This window comes from Actinomadura sp. 1N219 (assembly GCF_044326405.1).
GTDB lineage: Bacteria > Actinomycetota > Actinomycetes > Streptosporangiales > Streptosporangiaceae > Spirillospora.
The window spans coordinates 199,704-225,009 of sequence record NZ_JBIRAY010000002.1; the positions used below are offsets into that span (position 1 = coordinate 199,704).

Here is a 25,306-nt window from a genome sequence, read left to right on the forward strand (position 1 = left end):
AAAGGATTACCGGCCGGGGCGCGGAGCCGTCACCATCGTGAAAGTGACGACTCTGGAAGACACTCCTGTCGACCCCTCGTCGGGCAGGTTCGCGGCCTTCTTCCGCCCCCGGGTCGGCGGCCTCCCCCGCGCGTTCTGGGCGCTCTGGACTGGAACGCTCCTCAACCGGCTCGGGACCATGGTCCAGCCCTTCCTCGGCCTCTACCTGACGACCGTTCGCGGCCTGTCGCTCGGGGAGGCCGGCCTGGTGATGGCGACCCTCGGTGCGGGCTCGCTCGGCGGGACGCTCGCGGGCGGCGCCCTCGCCGACCGGATCGGACGCCGCGCCACGCTGACCCTCGCGACCGTCGGCAGCGGCGTCAGCCTGCTGGCGCTCGGCTACGCCCACGGGATCGTCGCGATCGTCGCGGCGGCGCTGCTGGTCGGCATGCTGCTGGACATGCACCGGCCCGCGGCGCAGGCGATGATCGCCGACATCATCTCCCCGCAGGACCGGCCGCGCGCGTTCGGGCTGCTGTTCTGGGCGATCAACCTGGGCTGGGCGGTCGCGATGGTGGTCGGCGGAGTGCTCGCCCAGCAGGGCTTCCTGTGGCTGTTCTGGATCGACGCGCTCACCTGCGCCGGATTCGGGCTGCTGGTGTGGCGGGCGATCCCGGAGACCCGCGCCCGCGGCCAGGGCGGCACCGGCGTGTTCAAGGGGTTCGGCGAGGTGCTGCGCGACCGGGTGATGGTCGGTTACGCGCTGATCAGCCTCATGTACATCTTCGTCCTCATGCAGGCCATGACGACGATGCCGCTGGCGATGAAGGAGGACGGCCTCGGCCCGCGCGACTACGGGATCGCGATCGCCGCCAACGGGGTGCTGATCATCATCGTCCAGCCGCTGGTCAACGCGTGGCTCGCGCGGCGGGACCACAGCCTGGTGATGGCGGCGGGCCTCGTCCTGGTCGGGATCGGGTTCGGGCTCACCGCGCCCGCGTCGTCGCTCCTCGCCTACACCGCGACGATCCTGGTCTGGACGCTCGGGGAGATCACCGCGGCGACCGTCCTGCAGGCCGTCGTCGCCGACCTCGCCCCCGCCCACCTGCGCGGGCGCTACAACGGCCTGTACGGGATGGCGTGGTCCGGGGGCTTCCTCCTGGCGCCACTCGGCGGGACGCAGTTGCTCGCCCTCGGCGGGGGCCCGGCACTGTGGCTGACCTGCATGGGCCTCGCGTTCGCCGCCGCCGCCGCGCTGCTCGCGCTCGCCCCCGCGATCCGCCGCCGCCACGACGGTGTGCTGAAGGCCACCTTTTCGTCAGAGTGACGAAACTGATCCGGGCGACTTATCCTTGGTGGGTGGCACAGCTCAGGATCGCGCTCGCGCAGGTGAACTCGACCGTCGGCGACCTCGACGGCAACGCCGGCACAGTCGTGGAATGGGCCAGGCGCGCCGCCGACGCGGGCGCGCACCTGGTCGCCTTCCCCGAGATGATGCTGACCGGCTACCCGGTGGAGGACCTCGCGCTCCGCGCGTCCTTCGTCGGGGCGTCCCAGACGGCCCTCGAACGCCTCGCCCGGCGGCTCGCCGACGAGGGCCTCGGCGACCTGCCCGTCATCGTCGGCTACCTCGACCGGCGGACGGTCGGGCTCGTCCGTCCCGGGCAGCCCGCCGGCGCGCCGCTGGACGCCGCCGCCTGGCTGCACGGCGGCGAGGTGCTCGTCCGCTCGGCCAAGCACCACCTCCCGAACTACGGCGTGTTCGACGAGTACCGGATCTTCGTGCGCGGCGACCGGCTGCCGGTCGTCCGCGTCCACGGCGTCGACGTCGCCACCGCCATCTGCGAGGACCTCTGGCAGGACGGCGGCCCCGTCAGCGTCGCGGGCGCCGCGGGCGCCGGGCTGCTCCTGTCCATCAACGCCTCCCCGTACGAGCGCGACAAGGACGACACCCGCCTCGACCTGTGCGCCCGCCGCGCCCGCGAGGCCGGCTGCGCCCTCGCCTACGTCAACCTGGTCGGCGGCCAGGACGAGCTGGTCTTCGACGGCGACTCCGTCATCGTCGGCGCGGACGGGGCGCCGCTCGCCCGCGCGCCGCAGTTCGCCGAGCACCTCCTCGTCGCCGACCTCGCGGTGCCCGCGGCGGCCCCCTCCCCTGAACCGGCCCACGGCACCCCCGTCGACGCGCTGGACGGCACCACGATCACCATCGACCGGCACGTCCTGGCCGCCGACCCGCTGCCCGCGTACCCGGTCGAGCCGCAGACCGTCGCCGAGCCGCTGGACGACCTCGCCGAGGTGTACGCGGCGCTCGTCCTCGGGACCCGCGACTACGTCCGCAAGAACGGGTTCCGCTCAGTGGTCCTCGGCCTGTCGGGCGGCATCGACTCTGCGCTCGTCGCGACGATCGCGTCCGACGCGATCGGCCCGGAGAACGTCCACGCCATCCTCCTCCCGAGCCGCTATTCCTCCGAAGGCTCAGTGGTGGACGCGGAGGAACTGGTCAAACGGCAGGGCGTCAACTCCCGCACGGTCCCCATCGCCCCCATGGTGGAGGCGTTCGAGACGCAGCTCGACCTGCACGGTCTCGCCGCCGAGAACCTCCAGGCCCGCATCCGCGCGAACGTCTGGATGGGCCTGTCGAACGAGCACGGCCACCTCGTCCTGACCGGCGGCAACAAGAGCGAGCTGGCCACCGGGTACTCCACCCTCTACGGCGACTCGGCGGGCGGTTTCGGCCCCATCAAGGACGTCTTCAAGCTCACCGTCTGGGAACTGGCCCGCTGGCGCAACACGCAGGCCGGCAAGAGCACGCCGTTCCTGCACGCCTTCGCGGAGGAACCCATTCCCGAGGCGATCCTCGTCAAGGAGCCGTCGGCCGAACTCCGCCCCGGCCAGCGCGACGTCGACAGCCTGCCCGAGTACACCGTCCTCGACCCCGTCCTCACCGACTACGTCGAACGCGACATGGGCCGCGACGCCCTGATCGCCGCCGGCCACGACGCCGCCCTGGTCGACCGCGTCATCCGCCTGGTCGACCTGGCCGAATACAAGCGCCGCCAATACCCGCCCGGCCCCAAGATCACCCCAAAGAACTTCGGCCGCGACCGCCGCCTCCCCATCACCAACCGCTGGCGCGAACGCTAACCGCCCCCAATTACTCGCGGTGGTGGTTCTCGCCGGGCCAGGATTCGCCGGGCCAGCCGGGGACCTGTTCGGACGCGTCCGGGTCGACGCCGGGGACGATCTGCTCGCACCAGACGACCTTGCCCGCGGCGGTGCGGCGGGTGCCCCAGCGGTGGGCGAGCTGGCTGACGACGAGGAGGCCGCGGCCGTTCTCGTCGTCGTCCTCGGCGCGGCGGAGGCGGGGCAGCGCGGCGGACCGGTCCAGGACCTCGCAGACGAGGGTGCGTTCCAGGAGGAGGCGCAGCTCGATCGGGCCGGGCGCGTAGCGGAGCGCGTTGGTGATCAGTTCCGATGCCAGGAGTTCGGTGGTGTAGCCGAGCTCCTCCAGGCCCCAGTCCTCCAGGCGGCTGCTGACGAGGCCGCGGGCGCGGCGGACGGCGGCCGGGTCGGCGGGCAGCGTCCAGGAGGCGTAGTTGTCCTCGGGGAGGCGGCGCAGCCGGGCGATGAGGACGGCGATGTCGTCGCGGTGCTGGTCGGCGTACACGCCGGCGAGGGTGGCCTTCGCGAGGTCTTCCATCGAGTGGCCGACGGAGTCGGGCCCGAACACGGTCTGGAGGCGGGCGAGGCCGTCGTCGATGTCGCGGCCCCGGTTCTCGACCAGGCCGTCGGTGTAGATGACGAAGAGGCTGCCGTCCTCGACGGTGAACTCGCGGCTCTCGATCGCGGAGCCGCCCGCGACGCCGAGCGGCGGCGCGGGCGGGACCTGCAGGTACTCGTTGTCGCCGTTCGGGCCGGCGAGCAGCGGCGGCAGGTGCCCGGCGGACGCGATCTCGATCGTGCCGGTGGTCGCGTCGTACACCGCGTACACGCAGGTGGCGAAGTGCGGCTCCTGCTCGCCGAGTTCGATCATCAGCTCGTGCATGACGTGCAGGGCGTCGGCGGGCGGGAGCTCCAGGTTCGCGAGCGTGTGCAGCGCGGTGCGGAGGCGTCCCATGGTGACGGCGGCGCGGACGCCGTGGCCGGCGACATCGCCGACGATCAGCGCGACGCGGGCGCCGGGCAGCGCGATCGACTCGTACCAGTCGCCGCCGACCTCGACGAGCTTGCTGCCGGGCAGGTAGCGGTGCCTGACCTCGACCGACGACGGCGCGGACAGCCGGTTCGGCAGCAGGCTGCGCTGCAGCGCGAGGGCGGTGGCGCGCTCGCGGCTGAACAGCCGCGCGTTGTCGATCACGATCGCGGCGCGGGTCGCGAACTCCATGCCGATCTCGACGTCGTAGGCGTCGAAGTTGCGGAAGCCGGGGACGCGGGTGCAGGCGATGAACCCGAGCAGCGTGTCCCGGGCGATCATCGGCAGCAGCACCATCGAGACGCCTGACAGCAGCTCCCCCGCCGGGCCGCGCTTCCACAGCCGGCCGATCTCGGACGCGGCGTCCAGGTCGATGTGCGGCAGGTGGACGGGCCGGGCCGTGTCCATGACCTGCCGGTACGGGGTCCCCTCGGGGAACACCAGCACCTCGCCGACGGGGAACGTCGACGTCCAGGCCGCGTTCCCGTCGTCGGAGGTGACGGCGATGCGGCGCAGCACGGCCGACCCGGACTCGGCGTGCACCTCGTCGGCGGCGACCAGGCTCTCCAGCACCAGCACCGACGCGGCGTTGCAGTAGTGCGGGACGACGACGTCGACGAGCCCGCGGGCGGACTGGTCGAGGTCGAGGGACGCGCCGAACCGGGTGAGCTGGTCGTCCATCAGCGCCCGCCGCATCAGCGCCGGGTCCTGGTAGCGCTCGCTCGGCGGCAGCGCGACCCGGACGAACAGCAGCGTCGCGGGCGCGACGTCGGGATCGCCGCCGACCAGGGGCTGCGCGGTCATGACGGCCTCGGTGGACGTGCCGTCGCCGCGCAGCACGGTGATCACGCCGTTGCGCTCCTGCCCGGCGTCGTTGGCCTCAAGCAGCGCCTCGAGTTCGGCCTTGCCGTCGTCCCCCACCAACTCGGTGGCGGGATGGCCGATCAGCTCCTCGGGGGCACGGCCGAGGACGGCCCTTGCGTTCGGGCCGCATTGCACGATCCGCCGGGAACCGTCGATGCCCAGGACCAGCGTCCGGGACGCGGAATCGGCAGCGGGCGCATCGCCTCGCGGCGCCATGACGGATCTCACCTGACGCGCTCCCAGACAGCCGGTCGTATCAGCACTATCCAGCGACAGTATGGGGCATGACACCGTTTCAAGGGGAGAAGATCACGCTTACCACGTGGAAATCCCTTCGGTATATGCCCCCCTCGGCCACATTCCGGGCGCCCCGGTGTCTGTTGGACGCATCACACACCCTCCGCCAGGCCGTCACGCGCGGTGCCGCAGGGCCTTCCGGCGGGGGTCTCCGGGAATGGCGGGGGCTACCCGAATCGTTTTCGAAGTGGCACGATCGGTTCCGTCTGGGTACGCCACCGTGGCGCCTCAAGACCGGAGGTTTCTCGCATGTCTTCTTCTGTCGCACCCCCAGCACAGCCGACCGCACTCTACGGCGGTACGAGCGGGCGAAGGGTGACCGTACGCGACATCGCCGCCGCCAAGGAGCGGCACGAGAAGTGGCCGATGCTCACCGCCTACGACGCGATGACCGCGCGGATCTTCGACGAGGCCGGCATCCCCGTGCTGCTCGTCGGCGACTCCGCCGCGATGGTCGTGTACGGCTACGACTCGACGATCCCCGTCACCGTGGACGACCTGATCCCCCTCACCGCGGCCGTCGTCCGCGGCTCCAAGCGCGCCATGGTCGTCGCCGACCTGCCGTTCGGCTCGTACCAGACGGGCGTGCCGGAGGCGCTCGCCGCCGCGACGCGGTTCCTCAAGGAGACCGGCGCGCACGCGGTGAAGCTGGAGGGCGGCCGCCGGATCCTCCCGCAGGTCGAGGCGATGGTCGCCGCGGGCATCCCGGTGATGGGCCATCTCGGCCTCACCCCCCAGTCGGTGAACGTGTTCGGCGGCTACCGGGTGCAGGGCCGCGGGCAGGACGGCGACGAGCTCATGGCGGACGCGAAGGCCCTTGAGGCCGCGGGCGTGTTCTCCGTCGTCCTCGAATGCGTGCCCGAAGACCTCGCGGCGCGGGTCACCTCGTCGCTGTCCGTGCCGACGATCGGGATCGGCGGCGGCAACCAGACGGACGCGCAGGTCCTCGTCTGGCAGGACATGGCCGGGCTCACCCCGCACACGGCGAAGTTCGTCAAGAAGTTCGCGGACATGAACGCGCTGCTCGGCGAGGCCGCCCGCACCTACGCCGACGAGGTCGTGAGCGGCGTCTACCCGGCGCCGGAGCACACCTACCGCTGACCGGCCGCTGACCGTCCGCCGCCCCGGCCCTCAGCGGTCGGGGTTGGCGCGGGCCAGATCCGCGAGAGCGGCATCGCCGTTCCCGCCCTCGCGGGTCTGGCCGTCCCTCGGCGGCGGGACGCGGTGCGCGTCCGGGTCGTCCGACATGATCTCGGCGCGGAGCGTCTCGACGGCCGACCGCAGCACGTCGGGGCCGGCGACGTTCATGAGCAGCAGTCCGAGGTTGAGCGCCATCTGGCCGTCGGTCATCTCGCTGCCGGCGAGGGCGTCCACGGCCGTCCGCAGGTCGGCCTGGTCCTCGGCGGAGACGTTCTGCAGCAGCCCGAGGCAGTAGGTCGGCAGCGCGAGCCTCGACTTGGCGAACGACACGCCCCGCATGATCTCGCCCGCCTCGTGCGCGCGGGTCTTGGCCTGCATCCGGTCGACGCCGCGGTCGGCGGCGGCGAGCAGCGCGGTCAGCAGCGTGCTCGGCCCGACCGCGACGTCCTCGTCCCCGACCCGGACGGTGAAGATCGCGCTGCGGAACACCATCATCGAGCCGAAACTCGCGACCAGCACTTGCGTGGCGGCGACGACGTCCGGGGCATGCACGCCGAACCGCCAGTTGAACGTGTGCAGGGCCAGCAGCGAGCCCGCGCCCGCGGCACCGTTGATCAGCACGTACGCCCAGGTGCTCGGCACCCGGACCAGCGTGGTCGGCCGGTCCCGGTACCGGCTGACGAGCTCGGCGACGCCGACGAGGCAGCTCAGCGAAACGGCGACGACGTATCCGATCATCGGGGGCCGGTCACTCCTCGGTCAGCCGTCGGACTCGGTCAGTCTGACGATCTCGTCGATCTCGCGTTCCACGGAGACCAGGCCGCGGGCGCGCAGCGCGTCGACGGCCTTCGCGACCTCCAGCAGCCCGAGCCTCGTCGCGTGGTGGATCTGCTCCAGCGACATCGGGCCCTGCGCCGCCCTCAGCTGGGCCAGCACGCGCCTGCGCACGTCCTCCGCGTCCGGACGCTCACCGGACGTGCCGGGCGCGCCGGGCTGATCGCCGTGCGGGCGGCCGTACTCGCCCGTGACGGGCCGGGCCGCCGCCGCGCTCCGCCCGGACGGGGCCAGGAACGCGCTCCACGGGTCCGCCGACCGGATCTCTCTCATCTCCACCCCGCCTGTCGCCAGCCCGATCATATGCCAGTAATCGGACGCGCCAGGGCCGCGCACCGCTCCCTGAAATGTCAGGAATCCGACCCTTCGCGGCCATCGCCGCCCGGCCGCAGGCGGGGCAGGGACCGGGCCACGATCAGCCGGTCGCCCGGCCTGATCGGCGAGCAGTCCGGGTCGTCGAACGTGAGCGCGCGGCCGTCGCGGACCACCGCCAGCACCGGCTCGTCGACGTGGCCGATCGGGCGGCCCGCCTCGTCCGGGCGCGCGTCCCGCTCGGCCAGGTCGAGGCCGCTGCCGTGCTCGATCAGGTCCGCGAGGACGTCGCCGACGTGCGGGCGGCTGGTGGACACCCCGAGCAGCCGCCCCGCCGCCTCCGACGACGTCACGACCCGGTCGGCGCCGCTCTGCCGCAGCAGCGACGCGTTCTCCGACTCGCGGACCGCCGCCTGGATCCGGGCGGACGGGTTCAGCTCCCGCGCGGTCAGCGTGATCAGCACCGCGGCGTCGTCCCGGTCGGCCGCCACCACGATCTCCTTGGCCAGCGGCACCGCCGCCCGCCGCTGCACCACGTTGCGGGACGCGTCGCCGACGATCCCGGCGATCCCGGCGGCGGCCGCCTCCTCGACGGCCTTCGGGTCGGGGTCCACCACGACGATCGACTCGCGGTCGACGCCGGTGCGGAGCAGCGTCTCGATGGCGCTGCGGCCCTTGGTGCCGTAGCCGGCCACCACGATGTGGTCGCGCACGCGATTCCTCCAGCGGGCCTGGCGCCACTCCTCGCGGGTGCGCTGGGCGAGCACCTCGAGGGTCGTGCCCACGAGGACGATGATGAACAGCACCCGGACGGGCGTGACGAAGACGATGTTGACCAGCCGGGCGGTGGCGCTGACCGGCGTGATGTCCCCGTACCCGGTGGTGGTGATGGTGACGGTGGCGTAGTAGAACGCGTCCAGCAGGGAGAGCGGCCCGCCCGCGCTGTCGCGGTAGCCGTCGCGGTCGGCGTAGACGACCGCCACCACGGCGAGGAGCAGCGCGATCGCGAAGACGACCCGTTGCGTGACCGCGCGCAGCGGGCTGCGGCTGACCGAGGGCAGCAGCAGGCGCGGCGGCCGCACCGCCGCCACCGCCCGCGGGTCGCTCTTCATCGGGCGGCGATCAGACGTCGGTGATCCGCAGGCCGGCGTGGGCCTTGTAGCGGCGGTTGATCGAGATGAGGTTCGCGGTGAGCGCCTCGATCTGGTGGGCGTTGTGCAGCCTGCCGCCGTAGACGCCGCGCATGCCGGGGATGCGCCCGGCGAGGGCCTGGACGAGGTCGGTCGCCTCCCGGTCGTCGCCGAGGACGAGGACGTCCAGTTCCATCTCGTCCACGCCGGGGTCGAGCAGCAGCTTGGCGGAGACGTGGTGGAACGCGGCGACGACCCTGCTGTCCGGCAGGACGGCCGCGGCCTGCTCGGCGGCGCTGCCCTCCTCGACCGCCAGCGCGAACGCGCCCTTGCCCTTCTCGAAGCCGAGCGGGTTCACGCAGTCGACGACGATCTTCCCGGCGAGCTCGGCGCGCAGCGACTCCAGCGTGGCCTTGTGCCCCTCCCAGGGCACCGCGACGATCACGACGTCGGCCCCTCCGGCGGCCACCGGGTTCTCCGCCCCGGACACCGGCAGGCCCGCGTCCCGCCCGCCGGCGAGGTCGTCGGCGGCGGCCTGGGCGCGCTCCGCCTTCCGCGACCCGATCGTCACCCGGTGCCCGGCGAGCGCGAACCGCCGCGCGAGCCCCTTGCCCTGGTCCCCGGTTCCGCCGAGGATCCCGATCGACAGGCCGCTCGCGTCCGGGAGGTCATAAGGAGTCTTGCGCTGCTGCTCAGTCATGCCGCCGAGTCTGCCAGGCGGGCGTCCGGGCGGCGCGCCCCGGGCTCCCCCGCATCGCGGAAACCGCCTGCCAGGCGCGTGGCGTGGGGCACCATGGTTCCCGTGGACGCCGAGCAGATCGTCATGTTGCGCGAGGTCCTGTCGGCGACGGGCTGGCTGGAGCGGACCGAGGAGTTCGGCCGCGCGCTGCGGGTCACGTCCCGGACGCCGGGCGGGCTCCTGCTCGTCGGCACCCCCGGCGACGATCCGTGGCATCTGGCCGCGCACCTGGACGACGAGAGCCGCCTCGCGGCCGTTCCCGGCCTCGCGCCGACGCTGGTGCGCTGGAAGCCGCCCGCGGACGCGCCCGCGCACCTGCGGATCGGGCTGGAGCGGCTGGAGGCGGCGCGGCGCGGCGAGACGCTGTTCGTCGTCGCCGAGGAGGACGCGCCCGTCCCGCTGCTGGAGCGGGTGGACGACGCCCGCCGCGTCGGGGCGACCGTCCTCGCGCTGGACGGCGGCGACAAGGACCTGCGCGGCCTCGCCCACGAGGCGCTGACCGTCCCGCCGGACGAGTCGATCATCTCGTTCGACGGCGCGCAGCATCTGGTCAGCGCCGCCGCCGGCCAGGAACCGGCCCGAAACCCCCGCGGCCTCCGCCGCCGCCTCGCCAAGCTCCTGGACGCGGTCTCAGGCCCTGTCGTCGAGTAGCGGGACAGGCGCGCGGCCCCTCAGTCGGCGGCCGGGCGCCAGCGCCTGGCCTGCCGGGCGGCGCTGATCCCACCGGCCACGCCGATGAGCAGCGCGATGGCCGCGGCCCCTGTGAGAGCCGCCGCCTGGACGCTCCAGGACAGGGTGCCCGCGTGCTCCGCGGCGATGAAGAAGAGGCCGTGCCAGATGCTGACGACGGCGGCGATTCCCGCGGAGATCATCAGCGGAATGGCGAGATTCCATAATGCGACGCCGAGGAAGACCCGCGCGGAGCCCGTGTGGACCACGAGCGGGCCGAGTGCGGGGCCGAAGCGAAGGAATTCCGCGGCGGCGCTAAAGGCGGCGGTCACCAGGAGGACGACGATGCCCAAGGAACTCAGAAATGCGAGCCAGCCGGCCAGGGCGTCATGATTGGCGGCGCCGATGAGCCAGTTCTCCCCGAGCCGCTGGATATCCGGGGTGGAAAAGGTTGCGTTCGCAGTCTGCTTGACGCGCCAGTTCTGCCGGTGCCGGTCGGCGAGCACCGCGAGCGCGCCGTCCCCGTCCTTCGGCGGGGTGATCCGCGGCACGGCCTGGACCATGGGCGGACGGTCGGAGGCGTGCCATCTGATCAGCTCCAGCACCCGCCGGTCCGTGACGGTGGTGGACGGGACGCCGGGTGCGGAGGGGCAGCCCAGCGCGAACCGGCTCAGGACCGGACAGGGGGCGCGCAGCAAGGCGCCTTGTGCCGTCTGGCGGAGTTCGAGCACGTGGAAGCCGTCGCCCAGCCGGGCGACGAAGTCATCGACCTGCGGTCCGGTCGCGCGGGGCGCGGTGACGAGTTGCAGCCTGTCCCCGATGCGCTGCTGCGTGGCTCTGGCCTCCTCGGCCGGGTCGCCGAGCCTGGAGGTCCAGATCTGCGCCTGCGTGATCAGGCCCAGCCCGATGATCAGGGCCACGGCGAGTCGCACCACGACGCCCGGGTGGGCGGCCGTCCATCGTCCGGCGACCAGCGGCGCCACCCGGCCGCGGCTCCGGGCGAGATCGCCCAGGCGGGCGCCGAAGCGCCTGACCGCCACCGCGGCGGCCGACGGGAGCGTGGCCCACATGCCGGCAGTCGCGCCCACGTAGAGGAAGAGGCTGGTGCTTCCGTGGACATAGGGGCTGATCACCACGCCGGCGATCGCGACCCCGAACAGCACCAGCCGCCATCGGGGCACGACGGCGGAGAAGGACCTGGGGCGGGTACCGCGGCCATCGCGGCCGACCCTGTTCAAGGCGACGACGATGGCCAGCACCGCGACGACGACCGCGACCGTGATCATCGGCAGGGCCCAGGCCCATCCGCGCAGGTCCGTCCCGCTGATGATGTACCGGGTGACCGGAAGCCGCGGATTCCCGGCCATGACCGCCAGGTAGGGGAACGTGCCCAGGACGGCGCCGAGCGCGGCCGGGATCGCCGCCTCGCCGATGTTGACCAGCGCGCGGTGCCTCCAGCCGCCGCCGATCGCCTGGAGGAGCGCCGTGCGCCGATCCCGCGCGGCCGACCCGGTCCTGGCCGCCACGACGGCCAGCGCCGCGGCCGGCAGGCCGGTCAGCGCGGCCAGCGTGAGCAGGAACGCCGACAGGGGCTGGACGTCCTCCCCCTCGCCGTAGACCAACCAGCCACCGCCGAACCCCCGGATCCGATCCCATCCCCGGGTGTCGGCGACCAGCGGCCGCACGTAGGCGAAACGCTCCGCCGGTGAGGCGAGTCCGTCGGCGGCGATCCTGCCGGCGAACCTGCCGTAGCGCGCCTTGACGTGCTCAGTGGCCTCGCTGCGTGCCAGTTCGGGCGACAGGAACGCCTCCCCGGGCGCGGGCCAGCGAGCGAGCCCGGGAGGAGGCGGCGCGGCTGGCCCGAGCGGGACGAGGTCCACCACGGTGACCTGGCGGTCGCCGACCGTGTCGTAGCGCTGCCGGAGGGACGCCACGGCGCCGCGGGCCCGCTCGGTCACCTGGGGCGCGCGGGCCTGCTCGCGATGATCCCGGCCCTCGTACATCGCCATCGTGGCCAGCGCCCCGGTCATGGCGAGCGCCAGCAGCGCCGACGCGGTCAGCAGCGCCCAGAACCGGACACGGTCGCCGGGCGTCCCCCGGCCGGCGGCCCGGCCGATGCGCAGGAGCTGCCAGACCGGGCCGCGCCGCGCCCGGCGGCCGGTCACAGCGCGGCCTCGGCGAGTTCGCCGGCGTCCAGCCGGAGTCCGCGGGTGGCCCGCCCCGCCACGGCGAGGTCATGCGTGACGACCACCAGCGCGCACCCGTGCACGGGCGGCACCTCGAACAGCAGGTCCGCCACCCGTTCGCGGGCGTGGTGGTCCAGTGCCCCGGTCGGCTCGTCCGCCAGCAGCAGCGCGGGTTCGGTGATCAGGGCGCGAGCGACCGCGGTCCGCTGCCGCTCGCCGCCCGAGAGCAGCCCGGTCGGCGTCTCCGCCGCCGGCACCCCGAGCTCGCCCAGCAGCTCCTGCGCACGGGTGTACGCCTGCCGCCGGTGCGTTCCGGCCAGGAGGGCGGGCAGCGCCACGTTCTCCACGGGGGACAGCTCGGGCAGCAGCTCGCCGAACTGGAACACCACTCCCATCCGCGTCCGGCGAACATCGGCCAGCCTCCTCGACGTCATGCGCGTGATGTCGTCCCCCGCGACCCGGATCGTGCCCGTGTCGGCCTTGACCAGCCCCAGCACGCACATCAGCAAGGTGGACTTGCCGCTTCCGCTCGGCCCGGTGACCGCCACCGACTCGCCGGCCGACACGCTCAAGTCGATCCCGCCGGCGCCGGTCCCGTCGTCGGTGCCGGTGCTGGTGCTGGTGCTGGTGCCCAGGATCTGGCGGTCCCCGACCGCGTACCGGAGGTTCTCGATCTCCAGCACCGGGCCGCCTGAAACCGTCGGCATTCCGTCCCCCTCGCGTCGTCGGGCCAGCGAACAGTTCGCGGCCGCTGGGCCGGGCCGGTGGCCCGGCCCAGCGGCGTGCGGTCACCTTGAGCCGGCTATCCGCCCGTGGCCCAGCCCGAGCAGGGGTCGGGCTTGTTGTTGAGCGACTCGCAGACCCTGATGTTGCGGACGTTCTTGCCCTTGCCGCCGCTCACGGAGGTCCCCTTGCCGGACTTGTTCCAGAGGGTGCGGGTCTTCGACGACCCGGCCCGCTTGTACTGGGCCTTCACCCAGTTCTTGCCGCCCCAGTCCCGGACCGTGACCCAGTCGCCGTTCCGGCCCTGGCGGTGGTCGTAGGCGTCCACTTTGCCGGTCATGCTCGCGTAGACCGCCGTTGCGTCAGCAGTGGGCAGCAGCATGGTCGCCGCGATTACGCCACCCGTGAGGATCTTGATTCGTCGTGACATCGGTTGTCCCTCGTATCCTCACGGCGACGGGGTTCGGTGATGATCACCGCGCCGTTCGAGAGAGAACTATGCCAATCCTCGGGAGGACGGTCAACCTCGATTTGCCCGCCTTGACAGATCTGGCGAATAAGGCTCTTGTGATCAACTCCATTTGACAACGTTCCAAACGCGGCGCGGGAGCGGTCGCCTAAGCCGCCCCAGCGCAATTGGAGGCTTTTATCGCTACCGGAGTTCGATCGAGTAAAGGGTGATCCGGCGGCGGTCTAGTCGTCGGCGTTGTCGCGGCGCCATGCCTCGTTGCGTTCGCGGGCGAGGGTGAGGGCGGCCGCCGCGGCGCTCTCGGACTCGTAGGGGCCCATGCGGTCCTTGTCGGGGCAGCCCGGCCCGTGCTCGACCTTCATGTGCTTCAGGCAGAACCACCAGTCACCGTCGTCGCCGGCCATCGGCGCTCCTCTCGATCATGCGGTCGCACGAGATTCGTTGCCCGATCCCGGCTGACTACACTCGCCACTATGACGACCCAGCTTCTCCGGCCCGGACACGTTTCCCCCATGCGCAAGGTCCCGTCCAGCATTCCGCGGCCGGAGTACGTGGGGAAGAAGCGGCCGAAGACCGGCGAGCCCGACGTCAAGACGCCTGAGATCATCGAGCGGATGCGGGTGGCGGGGAGGATCGCCGCGCAGGCGCTGGAGGAGGTCGGCAAGCACGTCCGGCCCGGCGTCACGACCGACGAGCTGGACGTGATCGGGCACGAGTTCCTCCTCGACCACGGCGCCTACCCGTCCACGCTCGGGTACCGGGGCTTCCCGAAGTCGCTGTGCACCTCGATCAACGAGGTGATCTGCCACGGCATCCCCGACGACACGGTCCTGCGCGACGGCGACATCATCAACGTCGACATCACCGCGTTCATCGGCGGCGTGCACGGCGACACCGACGCGACGTTCCTGTGCGGCGACGTGGACGAGGAGTCGCGGCTGCTCGTGGAGCGCACGCACGAGGCGGCCATGCGCGGCATCCGCGCGGTGCGGCCGGGGCGGGCGCTGAACGTCGTCGGACGGGTCATCGAGTCGTACGCGAAGCGGTTCGGGTACGGGGTCGTCCGCGACTTCACCGGCCACGGGATCGGCACCACGTTCCATTCGGGGCTGGTCGTCCCGCACTACGACGACCCGGGCGCCACGACGATCATCGAGCCGGGGATGACGTTCACGATCGAGCCGATGCTGACGCTCGGCACCCACGACTACGACATCTGGAAGGACGGCTGGACCGTCGTCACCAAGGACCGCAGGCGGACGGCCCAGTTCGAGCACACGCTGCTGGTGACCGAGGACGGCCACGAAATCCTCACCCTGCCGTGACAGACCTCTTGATCTAGAGTCCGATTCGCCCCCACATCCGGCCGGGAGACCCTCTAGAGATGAACGCCCCAGCGCCGTACGAGCCGAGGGTTCCGTCCGACAGCATGCCGCCGGGGCGCGCGGCGCTCAGCGTGACGTGGGCGGCGCTGCCCTTCCTGACCCTCGGCTACGCCACGCCGTTCACGTTCGCGGCGGCGGCGCTGTGGCGGCGCAGCGCGCATCTGCTCGTGTCCACGGCCGCCTACATCGGCGTGTTCACGCTGATGCTGTTCATGCTTCCCGACATCGGCAAGGACGACGGCGCCGAACGCACGGTCGGGGTGCTGCTGTTCGTCCTCGCGGTGATCGGCTGCGCGCACGCGTTCATCATCCGCCGCCGCGTGTTCGACCCGCACGGGCTGTCGGCGGTCGACAACGAGGCGGTCGTCGAGCGCGTCAAGCGGCGGCGGCTGCTGCGCGACAAGGCGCGGGAGCTGGCCGCGTCCGACCCCGGCCTGGCCAAGGAGCTGCGGATCGGACGTCCCGACCTGCCGCGCCAGTACAACGACGGCGGACTCGTCGACGTCAACCACGCGCCGCCGGAGGCGCTCACGCTGCTGCCCGGCATCACGCCCGAGCTGGCGGGGAAGATCGAGCGGGTGCGGGCCGAGACGGGCGGGTTCGTGTCCGCCGAGGAGCTGTCCGCGGTGGCGGGGCTGCCGCCGTCCCTCACCGGCGACCTCGCCGACTACGCCGTGTTCATCCGCTGACCGTGCTCGTCCGCTGATCGCGGGTACGAATCGGGCGTGACCCCGAAGAAGCAGAAGAAGGACGGCGAGGCCGACCGGCTCGCCGAGTACCGGGGCAAGCGCGACCCCGGACGGACGCCCGAGCCCGTCCCGGACGAGAAGGCCCTCGAAAAGAAAGCACTGCCGCACGGCGACGACGACACGTTCGTCGTCCAGGAGCACCACGCGAGCAGCCTGCACTGGGACCTGCGCCTCGAACGCGACGGCGTGCTCGTCTCGTGGGCCGTCCCGAAGGGGCTGCCGTGGAGCCCGGACACGAACCACCTCGCCGTCCACACCGAGGACCATCCGCTGGAGTACGCGACGTTCGAGGGCGAGATCCCGCGCGGCGAGTACGGCGCCGGGCAGATGTTCATCTGGGATCGCGGGACGTACGAGACGGAGAAGTGGTCCGAGCGCGAGGTGAAGATCGTGATCCACGGGTCGCGGGTCTCCGGCCGGTACGTGCTGTTCCGGACCCGCGGCAAGAACTGGATGATCCACCGGATGGACCCGCCCGCCGACCCCGACGCCGAGCCGCTGCCCGAGTCGCTGCGGCCGATGCGCCCGGTCGAGAAGGCCAGGCTCCCGCGTGACCAGAAGGCGTGGGGCTTCGAGTTCGCGTGGGGCGGCAAGCGGATGCCCGCGTACGTCGAGGGCGGGCGGACGCGGTTCACCGACGACCGGGGCCGCGCCGTCGACGGACCGGGCGGGCTGGGCGCCCGGCTCGGCGCCTCGCTGGGCGCCCGGCCCGCGCTGCTGGACGGGGAACTGGCCGTCCTGGAGGGCCGCGAGATCTACATGATCTACGACCTGCTGCATCTCGACGGGCGCCCGCTGCTGGACGTCCCGTACCGGGAGCGCCGGGAGCGGCTGGACGAGCTGGACCTCTCCGGCCCCCGGTGGCAGACGGCCCCCTGGTTCCCCGGCGACGGCGACGCCGTCCGCGACGCCGCCGCCGATCAGGGCCTGCCGGGCGTCGTCGCCAAGCGCCTCGACTCGTCCTACGAGGCCGGGGAGGACTCCGGCGCCTGGCGCTTCATCCCCGTCCCGGCATAGCCCGCCCGACACGGCCCGCACGGCGGAACCCGCACGGCGCGTCCCGCATCAAACGGGCGTAGCGCCAGCTTCGGCGCGTCGCCGCTGAAAACGATCAGTAGCGGGCTAGAGTCCCGCTCTGAACCGGGCGGCGGGACGTGCTGAGAGGCGGGGGAACGGGCACATGATGGGCAAGACGCACGCCCTGAGCGGCGCGCTGGCGTGGCTCGGCGCCGTGCCGGTGATCGCTCAGGAGCGGCTCCTCGGCGACTACGCGGTGTCGCTGTCGGCGGAGCAGGTCGCGGCGGGCGCCGTGGTGTGCGCGGGCGCGGCGATCCTGCCCGACATAGACCATCACAACGGGCGCATCGCCAACACGTTCGGGCCCATCACCGAGCACATGTGCAAGTGGATCGGGAAGCTCTCAGGCGGGCACCGGAACGCCACCCACTCGCTGCTGTTCGCGGTCGGGATGGGCCTGGCGATGGACGCCCTCGCGACCCACTACGTCTACGCCTGGTGGGCCTGCCTGTTCATGATCGTCGGCCTGGGGCTGCGGGGCGTCGGGCTGGACTTCGAGGGCAAGGAGCCCCAGTCGGCGCTCGCCGACTGCGCGCTCGCGCTCGCCGCGGTCTGGCTGATGCACAACATCGACATGAGCTTCGTCGGGTTCGCGGTGGGGCTCGGCTGCTTCGCGCACGTCGTCGGCGACTGCCTGACGCCGCGCGGCTGCCCGGTGTTCTGGCCGCTGCCGTACCGGATCGACGTGCCCGTCATCCCGGTGACGGACGGGAAGGTGGAGCGCTGGGTCGTCATGCCCGTCCTGAGCCTCGGCATCGCCGTCCTCGCCGTCCGATCCGTCCTCGGCGACACCACGACCCAGTGGCTCACCCGAGGCTGAGCGGCCCTCCGCGGGCGCGGCGGCCCTCCGCGGGCGCGGCGGGTCAGCCGCGGAGGTCCTTGAACTCGGCGCAGGTCAGCGCCCGCCCGAAGGACGCCTCCTGCTCGTCGACATCCCCCACGAGCATCACCCGTTTCACCCCCGGCACGGCCTGCGCCGTGCACACGAGCTGCCCGAGCGCGGCCCGCGACCAGCGGGCGATGTCGACGATGTATCCGTCCTCGTCCACCGGCTCCCCGATGATCTCGATGTTGAGCTGGCCCGGTATGCCGTCCTGCCGGACCCGCATCGCCGCCTCGCCCGGTACCTCGGTGCGCATCCCGCCGCGCCGCTCCTCGGCGGTGACCGGGACGCCGAGCTGGGTGATGCCCAGGTACGGGTGTCCCGGCAGGCCGGGGCGCACGACCGGCGCCAGCCGGCCGCCCCGCACCAGGTAGACCGTGACGTCGGCGGCCTTCCCCGCCGCGATCGGCAGGTCGCCCGCGCTGATGATCCCGGTCGGCCGGACGCCGAGCCCGGACGCCACCGGCGCGGCGAGCGCCGCCAGCGCGACGGTCGCCGCGAACAGGACCCGCACCGGGGCGGACGCGCGCGGCCTCCCCCTCACGGGGTCTCCCCCTCCCCGTCCCCGGGCGGCCGGGCGGGCAGCCAGAGCGTGAACACCGCCCCGCCCTCCGCGCCGTTGGCGGCCGTGAGCGTCCCGCCGTGCAGCACGGCGTTCTCCTTCGCGATGGACAGCCCGAGCCCGCTGCCGTCGCTGCGCGAGCGCGCCGCGTCGGACTTGACGAACCGGTCGAAGACCACGTCCACCAGGTCGGCGGGCAGTCCGGGGCCCTGGTCGGTGACGATGACGGTCACGCCGGCGACGCCGTCCCGGTCCGCGGGTCCGAACCGCACCGCGACCGGGGGGCTGCCGTGCCGGAGCGCGTTCCCGACCAGGTTGGCGATGACGACGTCGAACCGTCTCGGGTCCAGCCGTGCGAACAGGTCCGGCGGGCCGTGCACGGCGACGTCGTCCCGCCAGCCGCGCGCGTCGAGGGTTCCGGCGACCGCGTCCGCGAGGTTCGCCTCGTCCAGGACGAGCGCGGCGGCGCCCGCGTCGAAGCGGCTGATCTCGATGAGGTGCTCGACGAGCCGTCCGAGCCGCCGGGTCTCGCCCGCGACGAGCCGCGCCGCGTCGCCGTTCTCGTCGGCGGCGTGCTCCGCCAGCACGTCGATCACGGCGATCATCGAGGTCAGCGGGGTGCGCAGCTCGTGGGACACGTCGGCGACGAACCGGCGGGACGCGGCCTCCATCGCGCGCAGTTCCGTCACGGTCCGCTCCAGGGCCTCGGCGGTGCGGTTGAAGGTGCGGGCCAGGTCGGCGAGCTCGTCGCCGCCGCGCACGTCCACCCGCGTCTCCAGCTCGCCCTCCCCGAGGGCCCTGGCCGCGGCGCCGAGGCGGCGCACCGGGCGCAGCACGCCGCGGGTCGCCAGCAGCGCGAACCCGACCGCCGACACCAGCGCCAGCGCATCCGCGATCAGCAGCGCGCGGGTGAACAGGCGCAGGTCGGCGGCCTCCCGGCTGAGGCTCGCGGAGACGAACACCATCGGCGGCGTCGTCCGCCACGGCTCGTCCGCCGTGATCTCGTAGCCGGTGGCGCGCGCGCCGACGAGCAGGTAGGGCGTGCCGTTCCGGACGACGCGCTGGAAGACGACGCCCCTGGCCGCGCGCCGGGCGAAGTCCCGGCTGACGGGCACGTCGAGCGCGTCCGGAGGCGGCGGGTGGACGGTGCCGTCCGGCGTGATCGGCATCGCGAAGGCCCTGCGTCCGGGGCCGGCGGCGAGGACCTCCACCAGCTGGGCGCGGATCAGGTCCGCCGAGTCCGGCGGCAGCCGGGGCGGGATCTGCCGGGCGAGGGTGTCGCGCACCTCGCTCAGCACCGCGTCCTGGGCGCGCTGCAGCATCACGCGCCTGAGCAGGACGTAGGAGATCCCGGACGCCATCAGCGCGGCCAGCAGCGCGACCGCCGTGAACGCCGCCGCGAGCCGGACCCGCAGGCCGGTGAGCGGGCTGCCCGCGTCCCCCGTCACGGCGCGTTGAACCGGTAGCCGAAGCCCCGGACGGTCTCGATGAGGCGCGGCTCGGCGGGCTCGTCCTCGATCTTCGCGCGGACGCGCTGGACGCAGGCGTCCACCAGGCGCGAGTCGCCGGGATAGGTGTGCTCCCAGACCTCCGACAGCAGGTGCTGGCGGGTGAGCGCCTGGCCGGGGCGGCGGGTCAGCTCCAGCAGGAGCCGCAGCTCGGTCGGGGTGAGGCGCAGGTCGGTCCCGGCCTTGGTGACCTTCAGCGAGGCCCGGTCGATGACGAGGTCGCCGTACACGGACCGGTCGACGCGGGTGTGGTCGGCGCGGCGCAGGACGGCGCGGATGCGGGCGTCCAGCACGCGCGGCTCGACGGGCTTGACCACGTAGTCGTCGGCGCCCGCCTCCAGGCCGAGGACGACGTCGAGGTCGTCGCCGCGCGCGGTCAGCAGGATGACCGGCAGCGCGTCCTCGCGGCGGATCCGGCGGCACACCTCGATGCCGTCGATGCCGGGCAGCATGACGTCCAGGATCGCGATCTCGGGGCGCCGGGCGCGCAGCGCGTCCAGCCCGTCCTCGCCGGTGGCCCGGGACGTCACGCCGTGCCCCTGGCGGGTGAGCGCCAGCTCCAGGGCGGCCCGGGCGGCGGGATCGTCCTCGACGAAGAGAATGCTCGCCACCCCGCCAGTATCGGGCACGAATGATCAGCGATCCGGCTATGTCACGAGATCCGGACATCGTCCGCACAAGATCATGACAGTCGGCCCGGACCGTGGGCGTCATGACGCTCGCGACCGCGCCGCCCCGCCGTGACGATCCGCCCGCCCCGCCGGACCCGCGTCCCGCCCGCCGTCCCGCCGTCCTGCCGTGGCTGCTGGCGGCGGGCACGGCGGCGCAGGTGGCCGTGCGCCTGTGGTTCGCGCGGGCGCGGACGGCCCCGGCGGCGAACCCGGACGAGACCGGCTACCTGGTGGCGGCCAGGTGGCTGGCCGGGGGCGCGGGCGGCGACCTGTCCGGGAACACCCTCTACCAGGGCGGATATCCGCTGCTGCTCGCCCCGGCGTACTGGGCGTCGCACGACCCGGCGACCGTCTACACGATCGTCATGGTGATCAACGCGGTGGTCGGCGCGGCGCTGTTCCCGCTGGGGTACGCGGCGGTGCGGCGGCTGGGGCTCGCCCCGTCCCGCGCGCTGCCCGTGGCGTTCGCGGCGGCGCTGCTGCCCGCCACGGCGTTCTTCGGCGCGTTCGCGCTGGCGGACGCCGTCCTGCCTGCGCTGGCCCTGGCCTGGCTGCTGGCGCTCGACCGGTTCGTCCGGGAGGGGCGGGCCTTCGACGCGGTCGGGGCGAGCGTGGTCGCGTCCTATGCGGCGATGGTCCACACGCGCGGGATGGTGTTCCTGGTCGTCCACGTCCTCGTTCTCGTCGGCGGGGCTGTCACGCATCGCCCGAGGGATCGGGCCGCGCTCGTCAGAGGCACGGCCGCGCTCGCCGGGGGGACGGTCGCGCTCGCCGGATACGCGGCGGGGGCTCTGCTGAACGCGCGCGTCCAGGGCGAGCTGTATCCGGGCGGGGCGCGGGATCTCGCCGCGTCCCTCAAGCTGAGGATCACCACGGTCGCCGGGCAGGAATGGGCTCTGTCGGGCGCTGCCGGGCAGCTCTGGTACCTGGTCGTGTCCACGTGTGGCCTGGCCGGGGTGGGGCTCGCCGGCGTCGCGGCGGTCCTGGTCCGCCGCCGGGCGCCGGGCCCGGACCGGATCATGGCGGCGACGCTGCTCGCCGCGACCCTCGCGATCGCCTACGCCTCCTCGGCCGCGCTCCCGGACGAGCACCGCGTCGGGAACTTCGTCTACGGCCGCTACCTGTCGTGCCTGGCCCTCGTCTACACGCTGATCGGCGTGGCGGCGCTGGTGCGCTCCGCGCCGCGGGCGGCGATCCGGCTGGCGGCGGCGTCCCTGCTCGTGCTGGGGTCGGCCGCGCTCTGGGTGTCCGCCTACGCGGGCGGACGGCTCCGCACGCACACCTTCATCGCGTTCGACTTCCCCGAGACCACGTTCCTGACCGGCGACCGGAGCGCGCTGCATCTGCCCGCGGTGACCCTCCTCGTGAGCGCCTTGCTGTGCGGGTTCCTGGCGCTGTCACGGCTGGACGGACCCCCTGGCGCGCTCGTGACGGCCGCCGCCCTGGCGGGGATCAACCTCGCGGCGCTGACGTTCGCGATGGGGCCGTCCCCGCAGCGGGTCCGCCCGCCGTCGCCGTTTCCGGGGCCGGCGGCGGGCGGGGTCGTCGCGGACGCGTCCCTCCACTGGACGGTCAAGACCAGCCTCATGCACCCCGTGTGGTGGACGCGCATCGGCCGCATCGACATCCGGGACGGCCGCCGTCCCGCGCACGGCGTGTGCACGGTCGTCGTGCCCCTGCCGGACGGGACGGCCCCGGAGGCGTCCTGGCCCGCCCACCCGGCAGGATGGCGGCCCCACGCGGGACGGACCTGGTCGATCGGCTGGGTCAGCTGGCACGCCCCGTCCTGCGGCGCGGCTCCTCGGTAGCGCGTCCTCAGTAGCGTGTGACGAGCGCGATGCGGTCGTGGTCGACCAGGAAGCCGTCCGAGACGAAGGTGACCTCGCCGCCGTACTCCAGCGTCGTCTCGATCGCGTCGTCCACGGCGTCGTCGACGACGTCCGCGCCCTTGAGGACGCCGGGCATGCCGTCCACCGGGACGAGTTCGCCCTCGGTCTTCACCGCGGGCGCGTAGTAGCCGCGTTCGACGACGAGGTGCTCGCCGCGTCCCTCCTCGACCAGCCGCGTGACCTCGCACAGGCCGCCCGCGTAGCGCTGGATGCTGCGCGCCGCCTCCAACTCGGACAGGACGCCGACCTCGCGGAGGTCCTCGTAGGCGGCCAGCGCCGGACGGGCGGCCTCGGTGAGCGCGCTGGGCGAGGCGCCGTCGAAGCTGCCGTCGACGCGTCCCGCCACGGTGATGTGCGGGCCCGCGACCTCGTCGAAGAACGCCTGGTGGCGGGTGACGCCCGCGACGATCAGCGGGCGGCGGTCGCGGGCCAGGACCCGGTCCAGGGCGCCGACGACGTCGCGCATGATCTGCTTGTGCCGTTCACCGTCGCCGCCCTGCGCGGGGCGGCGCGAGTGGCGGCCCGAGCCCGCCTCGTCGATCGGCTCCGGCTCGACGGGGAAGCCGTCGCCGGTGCGCTCGGTGAGGTCCTCGCCGTGGCCGTCCCAGAGGCGCGTCCGGTGGTCGGACAGCGACAGCAGCCAGTAGCGCGGGGTGCGGGTGAAGTCGGCGACGAGGTCGCGGGTGGCGAAGCCGCTGTCGACGACGACGCGCTCGTCCACGTTCTGCGCGATCGTGAACGCGTGGTGCTCGCCGCCGGGCGCGGCGAACAGCACCAGCCCGTCGGAGGCGTGCCGCAGGTCGACCTCCCCGGCGGCGCGTTCCAGGCCGCGGAGCACGTGGTCGGCGGCGTCCGGCGCCACCCGCGCGTCGTCGTGCAGCCGCCGCCGCACCTCGGCCAGCAGGTTGCGCAGCCGGATGGGGTCCTGCCGGTTGGCCGGGACGGACCGGTGCGTCGGCATCAGCACCGACACCGCCGGATAGGCCCTCGGCTTGCGGAGTTCGGCCAGCTTCACGGCGTCCATGATCCCCCGATCTGTCGGACTTCTTCCCTTTTGCTCATTTCTAGCTACCGGCAGGTAAATCAGGCGTAAGGGGCGGGCCGAAAGTCAGCCGGGCGTGATGAAGGACGTCTCATAGGCGAGGATCACCGCCTGCGTGCGGTCGCGGGCCTGCAGCTTCGCGAGGATGTTCCCGACGTGCGTCTTCACCGTCTGCGGGCTCACGAACAGGTCCTCGGCGATCTCCGCGTTCGAGCGCCCCTTGGCCATGAGCCGCAGGACGTCGGCCTCCCGCTCGGTGAGCTGCCCGTGCCAGCGCGCCCCGTCCGCCCCGCCGGACGGCGCGTGCCGCGCCGCCAGCTCCCGGATCGCGGCCGGGAACAGCAGGCTCTCGCCGTGCGTCACCATCCGGACGGCCTGCAGGATCTCCTCCGGACGCGTCCGCTTGAGCAGGAAGCCGTTCGCACCGGCCTTCAGCGCGTCGTACACGTACTCGTCGTTCTCGAACGTCGTGACGACGATGATCCGCGGCGGCTCCGGGACCGTCTCCAGGATGCGGCGGGTCGCCTGGATGCCGTCGAGGCGCGGCATCCGCACGTCCATGAGGATCACGTCGGGACGCAGCCGCTTCACCGCGTCCGGCACCTCCGCGCCGTCCGCGGCCTCCCCCACCACGGTCAGGTCGTCCTCGGCCTCGATGATGGCCGCGAGCCCCGCCCTGATCAGCCGCTCGTCGTCGACCAGCAGAACCTTGATCGTCATGTTCCCGTCCCCCGTCATGATCCGGACCTTAGCGGGAGGGACACGTGGAAGCGCCAGCGGTCTCCGTCCGGCCCGGCGGTCATCTCGCCGCGCAGGACCGTGACGCGCTCGCGGACGCCGCCGAGGCCGCGTCCGCCGCCGTGGTCGGCGCCCGCGCCGGCCGCCATGTCGAGCGGGTTGGTCATCTCCATCTCCAGCCGTTCGCGCTCCACCCCGAGCCGCAGCCGCACCGGCACCTTCCCGGCGTGCCGCAGCGCGTTCGTGAGCCCCTCCTGGACGATCCGGTACGCCTCCCGCGACACCGCCGCCGGGACGTGCTCCACCTCGTCCCCGATCTCCGCGTCGAGCTTCACCCCGGCGATCCGCGTCTGCTCCAGCAGGCGCCCGAGGTCCTTCAGCGTGGCCTGCGGGGCGGCCGTCCTGGACGCGTCCTCCCGCAGCAGCCCGAGCACGTGGTCGAGGTCCTCCAGCGCGGCGCGGGCCGAGTCCTCGATCGCGCCGAGCGCCTCCCGGGCGAACGCCGGGTCGGCGTCCAGCACCCGTCCCGCCGCGGCGGCCTGCAGCGTCACCACGCTGAGCGCGTGGCCGACCGAGTCGTGCAGCTCCCTGGCCAGCCGGTTCCGCTCGGCGAGCTTGACGGCCCTGGCCTCCATGTCGGCGAGCCTCTCCACCGCGGACGGCCCGAGGAACCACGGCGCCAGCCGCGACAGCAGCTCCCCCACGCCGACGATCAGCGCGAGCAGCGCGGCCAGCGACGCGAACCCCGCGAGCGGCGTGAGCCACTGGTTCCAGCCGTCCTGCCACCCCCAGGAGTCGAGGAACTCGACGTCCCAGCTCACCAGCGGCGCGAGGACCAGCACGACCGCGAACGGCGGCACCGACAGGCTCAGCCCGCTGACGACCACCCCCGCGCCCAGATGGACGGCGAACCACGCCCCGGCCCGCGCCCGGCTCTCCCACGAGCGCGCCGACCCGGGCACGATCGACGTCGCCGGGCCCTTGAGCAGCTCCTTGGCGAGCGAGCCCTCCAGCAGCCGCACCGTCGGGACGAGCCCCGTGACGAACGTCGCCGCCGCCGGCATGACCAGCAGCATCCCCACGAACTTGACGGCCTCGTCGCCGATCGGCAGCAGCGGGATGAGGCTGATCGCGAGGAACCAGTACGGCATCAGCAGCGCGCCGCCCACGACGAGATGGGACCAGCGCAGCCAGGTCGTCCGCTCGATCAGCGGCCGCAGGACGCGCATCACACCAACGATCCTGGCAGATCAGCTCCCCTTCCC

At 73.2% G+C, this 25,306-nt stretch carries 24 protein-coding genes; 9 read left to right on the plus strand and 15 right to left on the minus strand.

The window, feature by feature from the left end:
- Positions 1-43 precede the first annotated feature (43 nt).
- Together ACH35V_RS09705 and ACH35V_RS09710 are read left to right on the plus strand one after the other, a co-directional pair.
- Positions 44-1,306 carry an MDR family MFS transporter gene (locus ACH35V_RS09705; RefSeq protein ID WP_395971404.1) on the plus strand — a complete coding sequence of 421 codons (1,263 nt, stop codon included), beginning with the start codon at positions 44-46 and terminating at the stop codon, positions 1,304-1,306.
- A gap of 32 nt (positions 1,307-1,338) precedes the next feature.
- Positions 1,339-3,126, plus strand: a complete 1,788-nt coding sequence (locus tag ACH35V_RS09710) for an NAD+ synthase (protein ID WP_395971406.1) — start codon at positions 1,339-1,341, stop codon at positions 3,124-3,126.
- 10 nt (positions 3,127-3,136) lie between these two features.
- Here ACH35V_RS09710 and ACH35V_RS09715 read toward each other — a convergent pair whose 3' ends face one another.
- Entirely contained in the window at positions 3,137-5,266 is a 2,130-nt protein-coding gene (locus tag ACH35V_RS09715) for a SpoIIE family protein phosphatase (RefSeq protein WP_395971408.1), read from the minus strand.
- Positions 5,267-5,584: 318 nt separating this feature from the next.
- On the opposite strand from ACH35V_RS09715, the gene panB reads away from it, so the two are divergent.
- A complete protein-coding gene (gene panB, locus ACH35V_RS09720; protein WP_395971410.1) occupies positions 5,585-6,436 on the plus strand; it encodes a 3-methyl-2-oxobutanoate hydroxymethyltransferase in 852 nt (283 codons plus the stop codon).
- 30 nt (positions 6,437-6,466) lie between these two features.
- Here the strand turns inward: panB and ACH35V_RS09725 are convergent, their stop codons facing one another.
- The 4 genes from ACH35V_RS09725 to npdG form a co-directional block, all read right to left on the minus strand.
- Complete coding sequence (locus ACH35V_RS09725; protein ID WP_395971412.1) at positions 6,467-7,213, minus strand: hypothetical protein; 747 nt, start codon at positions 7,211-7,213, stop codon at positions 6,467-6,469.
- 21 nt (positions 7,214-7,234) lie between these two features.
- Positions 7,235-7,582, minus strand: a complete 348-nt coding sequence (locus ACH35V_RS09730) for a hypothetical protein (RefSeq protein ID WP_395971414.1) — start codon at positions 7,580-7,582, stop codon at positions 7,235-7,237.
- Between the two features lie 77 nt (positions 7,583-7,659).
- On the minus strand, positions 7,660-8,733 hold the full coding sequence (locus tag ACH35V_RS09735; RefSeq protein ID WP_395971416.1) for a potassium channel family protein: 1,074 nt from the start codon (positions 8,731-8,733) through the stop codon (positions 7,660-7,662).
- 10 nt (positions 8,734-8,743) lie between these two features.
- The gene (gene npdG, locus ACH35V_RS09740; RefSeq protein WP_395971418.1) at positions 8,744-9,451 is read right to left on the minus strand and encodes an NADPH-dependent F420 reductase; all 708 of its coding nucleotides are present in this window, start codon (positions 9,449-9,451) and stop codon (positions 8,744-8,746) included.
- 93 nt (positions 9,452-9,544) lie between these two features.
- On the opposite strand from npdG, the gene ACH35V_RS09745 reads away from it, so the two are divergent.
- Positions 9,545-10,141, plus strand: a complete 597-nt coding sequence (locus ACH35V_RS09745) for a hypothetical protein (RefSeq protein ID WP_395971420.1) — start codon at positions 9,545-9,547, stop codon at positions 10,139-10,141.
- 20 nt (positions 10,142-10,161) lie between these two features.
- Here ACH35V_RS09745 and ACH35V_RS09750 read toward each other — a convergent pair whose 3' ends face one another.
- The 4 genes from ACH35V_RS09750 to ACH35V_RS09765 all read right to left on the minus strand — a co-directional run bounded on the left by ACH35V_RS09750 (position 10,162) and on the right by ACH35V_RS09765 (position 13,941).
- Entirely contained in the window at positions 10,162-12,324 is a 2,163-nt protein-coding gene (locus ACH35V_RS09750; RefSeq protein WP_395971422.1) for a hypothetical protein, read from the minus strand.
- Positions 12,321-13,052, minus strand: coding sequence for an ABC transporter ATP-binding protein (locus ACH35V_RS09755; RefSeq protein ID WP_395971424.1), 732 nt, complete (start codon positions 13,050-13,052; stop codon positions 12,321-12,323). The genes ACH35V_RS09750 and ACH35V_RS09755 overlap by 4 nt, the downstream gene beginning before the upstream one ends.
- Before the next feature lie 95 nt (positions 13,053-13,147).
- Entirely contained in the window at positions 13,148-13,498 is a 351-nt protein-coding gene (locus tag ACH35V_RS09760) for a hypothetical protein (protein ID WP_395971426.1), read from the minus strand.
- A 263-nt stretch (positions 13,499-13,761) separates the two neighbouring features.
- Entirely contained in the window at positions 13,762-13,941 is a 180-nt protein-coding gene (locus ACH35V_RS09765; RefSeq protein WP_395971428.1) for a hypothetical protein, read from the minus strand.
- A 69-nt stretch (positions 13,942-14,010) separates the two neighbouring features.
- On the opposite strand from ACH35V_RS09765, the gene map reads away from it, so the two are divergent.
- The 4 genes from map (at position 14,011) to ACH35V_RS09785 (ending at position 17,568) form a co-directional block, all read left to right on the plus strand.
- Positions 14,011-14,862: a type I methionyl aminopeptidase gene (gene map / locus ACH35V_RS09770; RefSeq protein ID WP_395971430.1), complete on the plus strand. Its 852-nt coding sequence runs from the start codon at positions 14,011-14,013 to the stop codon at positions 14,860-14,862.
- 59 nt (positions 14,863-14,921) lie between these two features.
- Positions 14,922-15,611 (plus strand): ComEA family DNA-binding protein, encoded by a 690-nt coding sequence (locus ACH35V_RS09775; protein ID WP_395971432.1) that lies wholly within the window; start codon positions 14,922-14,924, stop codon positions 15,609-15,611.
- A gap of 36 nt (positions 15,612-15,647) precedes the next feature.
- On the plus strand, positions 15,648-16,688 hold the full coding sequence (locus ACH35V_RS09780; RefSeq protein ID WP_395971433.1) for a DNA polymerase ligase N-terminal domain-containing protein: 1,041 nt from the start codon (positions 15,648-15,650) through the stop codon (positions 16,686-16,688).
- Between the two features lie 163 nt (positions 16,689-16,851).
- Positions 16,852-17,568 carry a metal-dependent hydrolase gene (locus tag ACH35V_RS09785; protein ID WP_395971435.1) on the plus strand — a complete coding sequence of 239 codons (717 nt, stop codon included), beginning with the start codon at positions 16,852-16,854 and terminating at the stop codon, positions 17,566-17,568.
- Between the two features lie 43 nt (positions 17,569-17,611).
- Here the strand turns inward: ACH35V_RS09785 and ACH35V_RS09790 are convergent, their stop codons facing one another.
- From ACH35V_RS09790 to ACH35V_RS09800, 3 genes are read right to left on the minus strand one after another with little or no spacing between them, the layout of a single operon-like run.
- Positions 17,612-18,175, minus strand: coding sequence for a hypothetical protein (locus ACH35V_RS09790; RefSeq protein WP_395971437.1), 564 nt, complete (start codon positions 18,173-18,175; stop codon positions 17,612-17,614).
- Positions 18,172-19,641, minus strand: coding sequence for an ATP-binding protein (locus ACH35V_RS09795; RefSeq protein ID WP_395971439.1), 1,470 nt, complete (start codon positions 19,639-19,641; stop codon positions 18,172-18,174). Before ACH35V_RS09795 ends, ACH35V_RS09790 begins: the two co-directional genes overlap by 4 nt.
- Positions 19,638-20,312 carry a response regulator gene (locus ACH35V_RS09800; protein ID WP_395971441.1) on the minus strand — a complete coding sequence of 225 codons (675 nt, stop codon included), beginning with the start codon at positions 20,310-20,312 and terminating at the stop codon, positions 19,638-19,640. Before ACH35V_RS09800 ends, ACH35V_RS09795 begins: the two co-directional genes overlap by 4 nt.
- Positions 20,313-20,413: 101 nt before the next feature.
- Here ACH35V_RS09800 and ACH35V_RS09805 point away from each other — a divergent pair, with 101 nt between their 5' ends.
- Positions 20,414-22,180: a hypothetical protein gene (locus ACH35V_RS09805; RefSeq protein WP_395971443.1), complete on the plus strand. Its 1,767-nt coding sequence runs from the start codon at positions 20,414-20,416 to the stop codon at positions 22,178-22,180.
- A 7-nt stretch (positions 22,181-22,187) separates the two neighbouring features.
- Here ACH35V_RS09805 and ACH35V_RS09810 read toward each other — a convergent pair whose 3' ends face one another.
- The 3 genes from ACH35V_RS09810 to ACH35V_RS09820 form a co-directional block, all read right to left on the minus strand.
- On the minus strand, positions 22,188-23,285 hold the full coding sequence (locus ACH35V_RS09810) for a hypothetical protein (RefSeq protein ID WP_395971445.1): 1,098 nt from the start codon (positions 23,283-23,285) through the stop codon (positions 22,188-22,190).
- A gap of 84 nt (positions 23,286-23,369) precedes the next feature.
- Complete coding sequence (locus tag ACH35V_RS09815; protein WP_395971447.1) at positions 23,370-24,041, minus strand: response regulator; 672 nt, start codon at positions 24,039-24,041, stop codon at positions 23,370-23,372.
- Positions 24,038-25,270 (minus strand): sensor histidine kinase, encoded by a 1,233-nt coding sequence (locus ACH35V_RS09820; protein WP_395971449.1) that lies wholly within the window; start codon positions 25,268-25,270, stop codon positions 24,038-24,040. Before ACH35V_RS09820 ends, ACH35V_RS09815 begins: the two co-directional genes overlap by 4 nt.
- Between the last annotated feature and the right edge of the window lie 36 nt (positions 25,271-25,306).

What these genes read in the sequence shown, in the direction of transcription:
- panB (WP_395971410.1), top strand. Translation starts at nt 5,585, where the DNA reads ATGTCTTCTTCTGTCGCACCCCCAGCACAGCCGACCGCACTCTACGGC.
- ACH35V_RS09725 (WP_395971412.1), bottom strand. Translation starts at nt 7,213, where the DNA reads ATGATCGGATACGTCGTCGCCGTTTCGCTGAGCTGCCTCGTCGGCGTC.
- ACH35V_RS09730 (WP_395971414.1), bottom strand. Translation starts at nt 7,582, where the DNA reads ATGAGAGAGATCCGGTCGGCGGACCCGTGGAGCGCGTTCCTGGCCCCG.
- ACH35V_RS09735 (WP_395971416.1), bottom strand. Translation starts at nt 8,733, where the DNA reads ATGAAGAGCGACCCGCGGGCGGTGGCGGCGGTGCGGCCGCCGCGCCTG.
- npdG (WP_395971418.1), bottom strand. Translation starts at nt 9,451, where the DNA reads ATGACTGAGCAGCAGCGCAAGACTCCTTATGACCTCCCGGACGCGAGC.
- ACH35V_RS09745 (WP_395971420.1), top strand. Translation starts at nt 9,545, where the DNA reads ATGGTTCCCGTGGACGCCGAGCAGATCGTCATGTTGCGCGAGGTCCTG.
- ACH35V_RS09755 (WP_395971424.1), bottom strand. Translation starts at nt 13,052, where the DNA reads ATGCCGACGGTTTCAGGCGGCCCGGTGCTGGAGATCGAGAACCTCCGG.
- ACH35V_RS09760 (WP_395971426.1), bottom strand. Translation starts at nt 13,498, where the DNA reads ATGTCACGACGAATCAAGATCCTCACGGGTGGCGTAATCGCGGCGACC.
- ACH35V_RS09765 (WP_395971428.1), bottom strand. Translation starts at nt 13,941, where the DNA reads ATGGCCGGCGACGACGGTGACTGGTGGTTCTGCCTGAAGCACATGAAG.
- map (WP_395971430.1), top strand. Translation starts at nt 14,011, where the DNA reads ATGACGACCCAGCTTCTCCGGCCCGGACACGTTTCCCCCATGCGCAAG.
- ACH35V_RS09775 (WP_395971432.1), top strand. Translation starts at nt 14,922, where the DNA reads ATGAACGCCCCAGCGCCGTACGAGCCGAGGGTTCCGTCCGACAGCATG.
- ACH35V_RS09785 (WP_395971435.1), top strand. Translation starts at nt 16,852, where the DNA reads ATGATGGGCAAGACGCACGCCCTGAGCGGCGCGCTGGCGTGGCTCGGC.
- ACH35V_RS09805 (WP_395971443.1), top strand. Translation starts at nt 20,414, where the DNA reads ATGACGCTCGCGACCGCGCCGCCCCGCCGTGACGATCCGCCCGCCCCG.
- ACH35V_RS09810 (WP_395971445.1), bottom strand. Translation starts at nt 23,285, where the DNA reads ATGGACGCCGTGAAGCTGGCCGAACTCCGCAAGCCGAGGGCCTATCCG.
- ACH35V_RS09815 (WP_395971447.1), bottom strand. Translation starts at nt 24,041, where the DNA reads ATGACGGGGGACGGGAACATGACGATCAAGGTTCTGCTGGTCGACGAC.
- ACH35V_RS09820 (WP_395971449.1), bottom strand. Translation starts at nt 25,270, where the DNA reads ATGCGCGTCCTGCGGCCGCTGATCGAGCGGACGACCTGGCTGCGCTGG.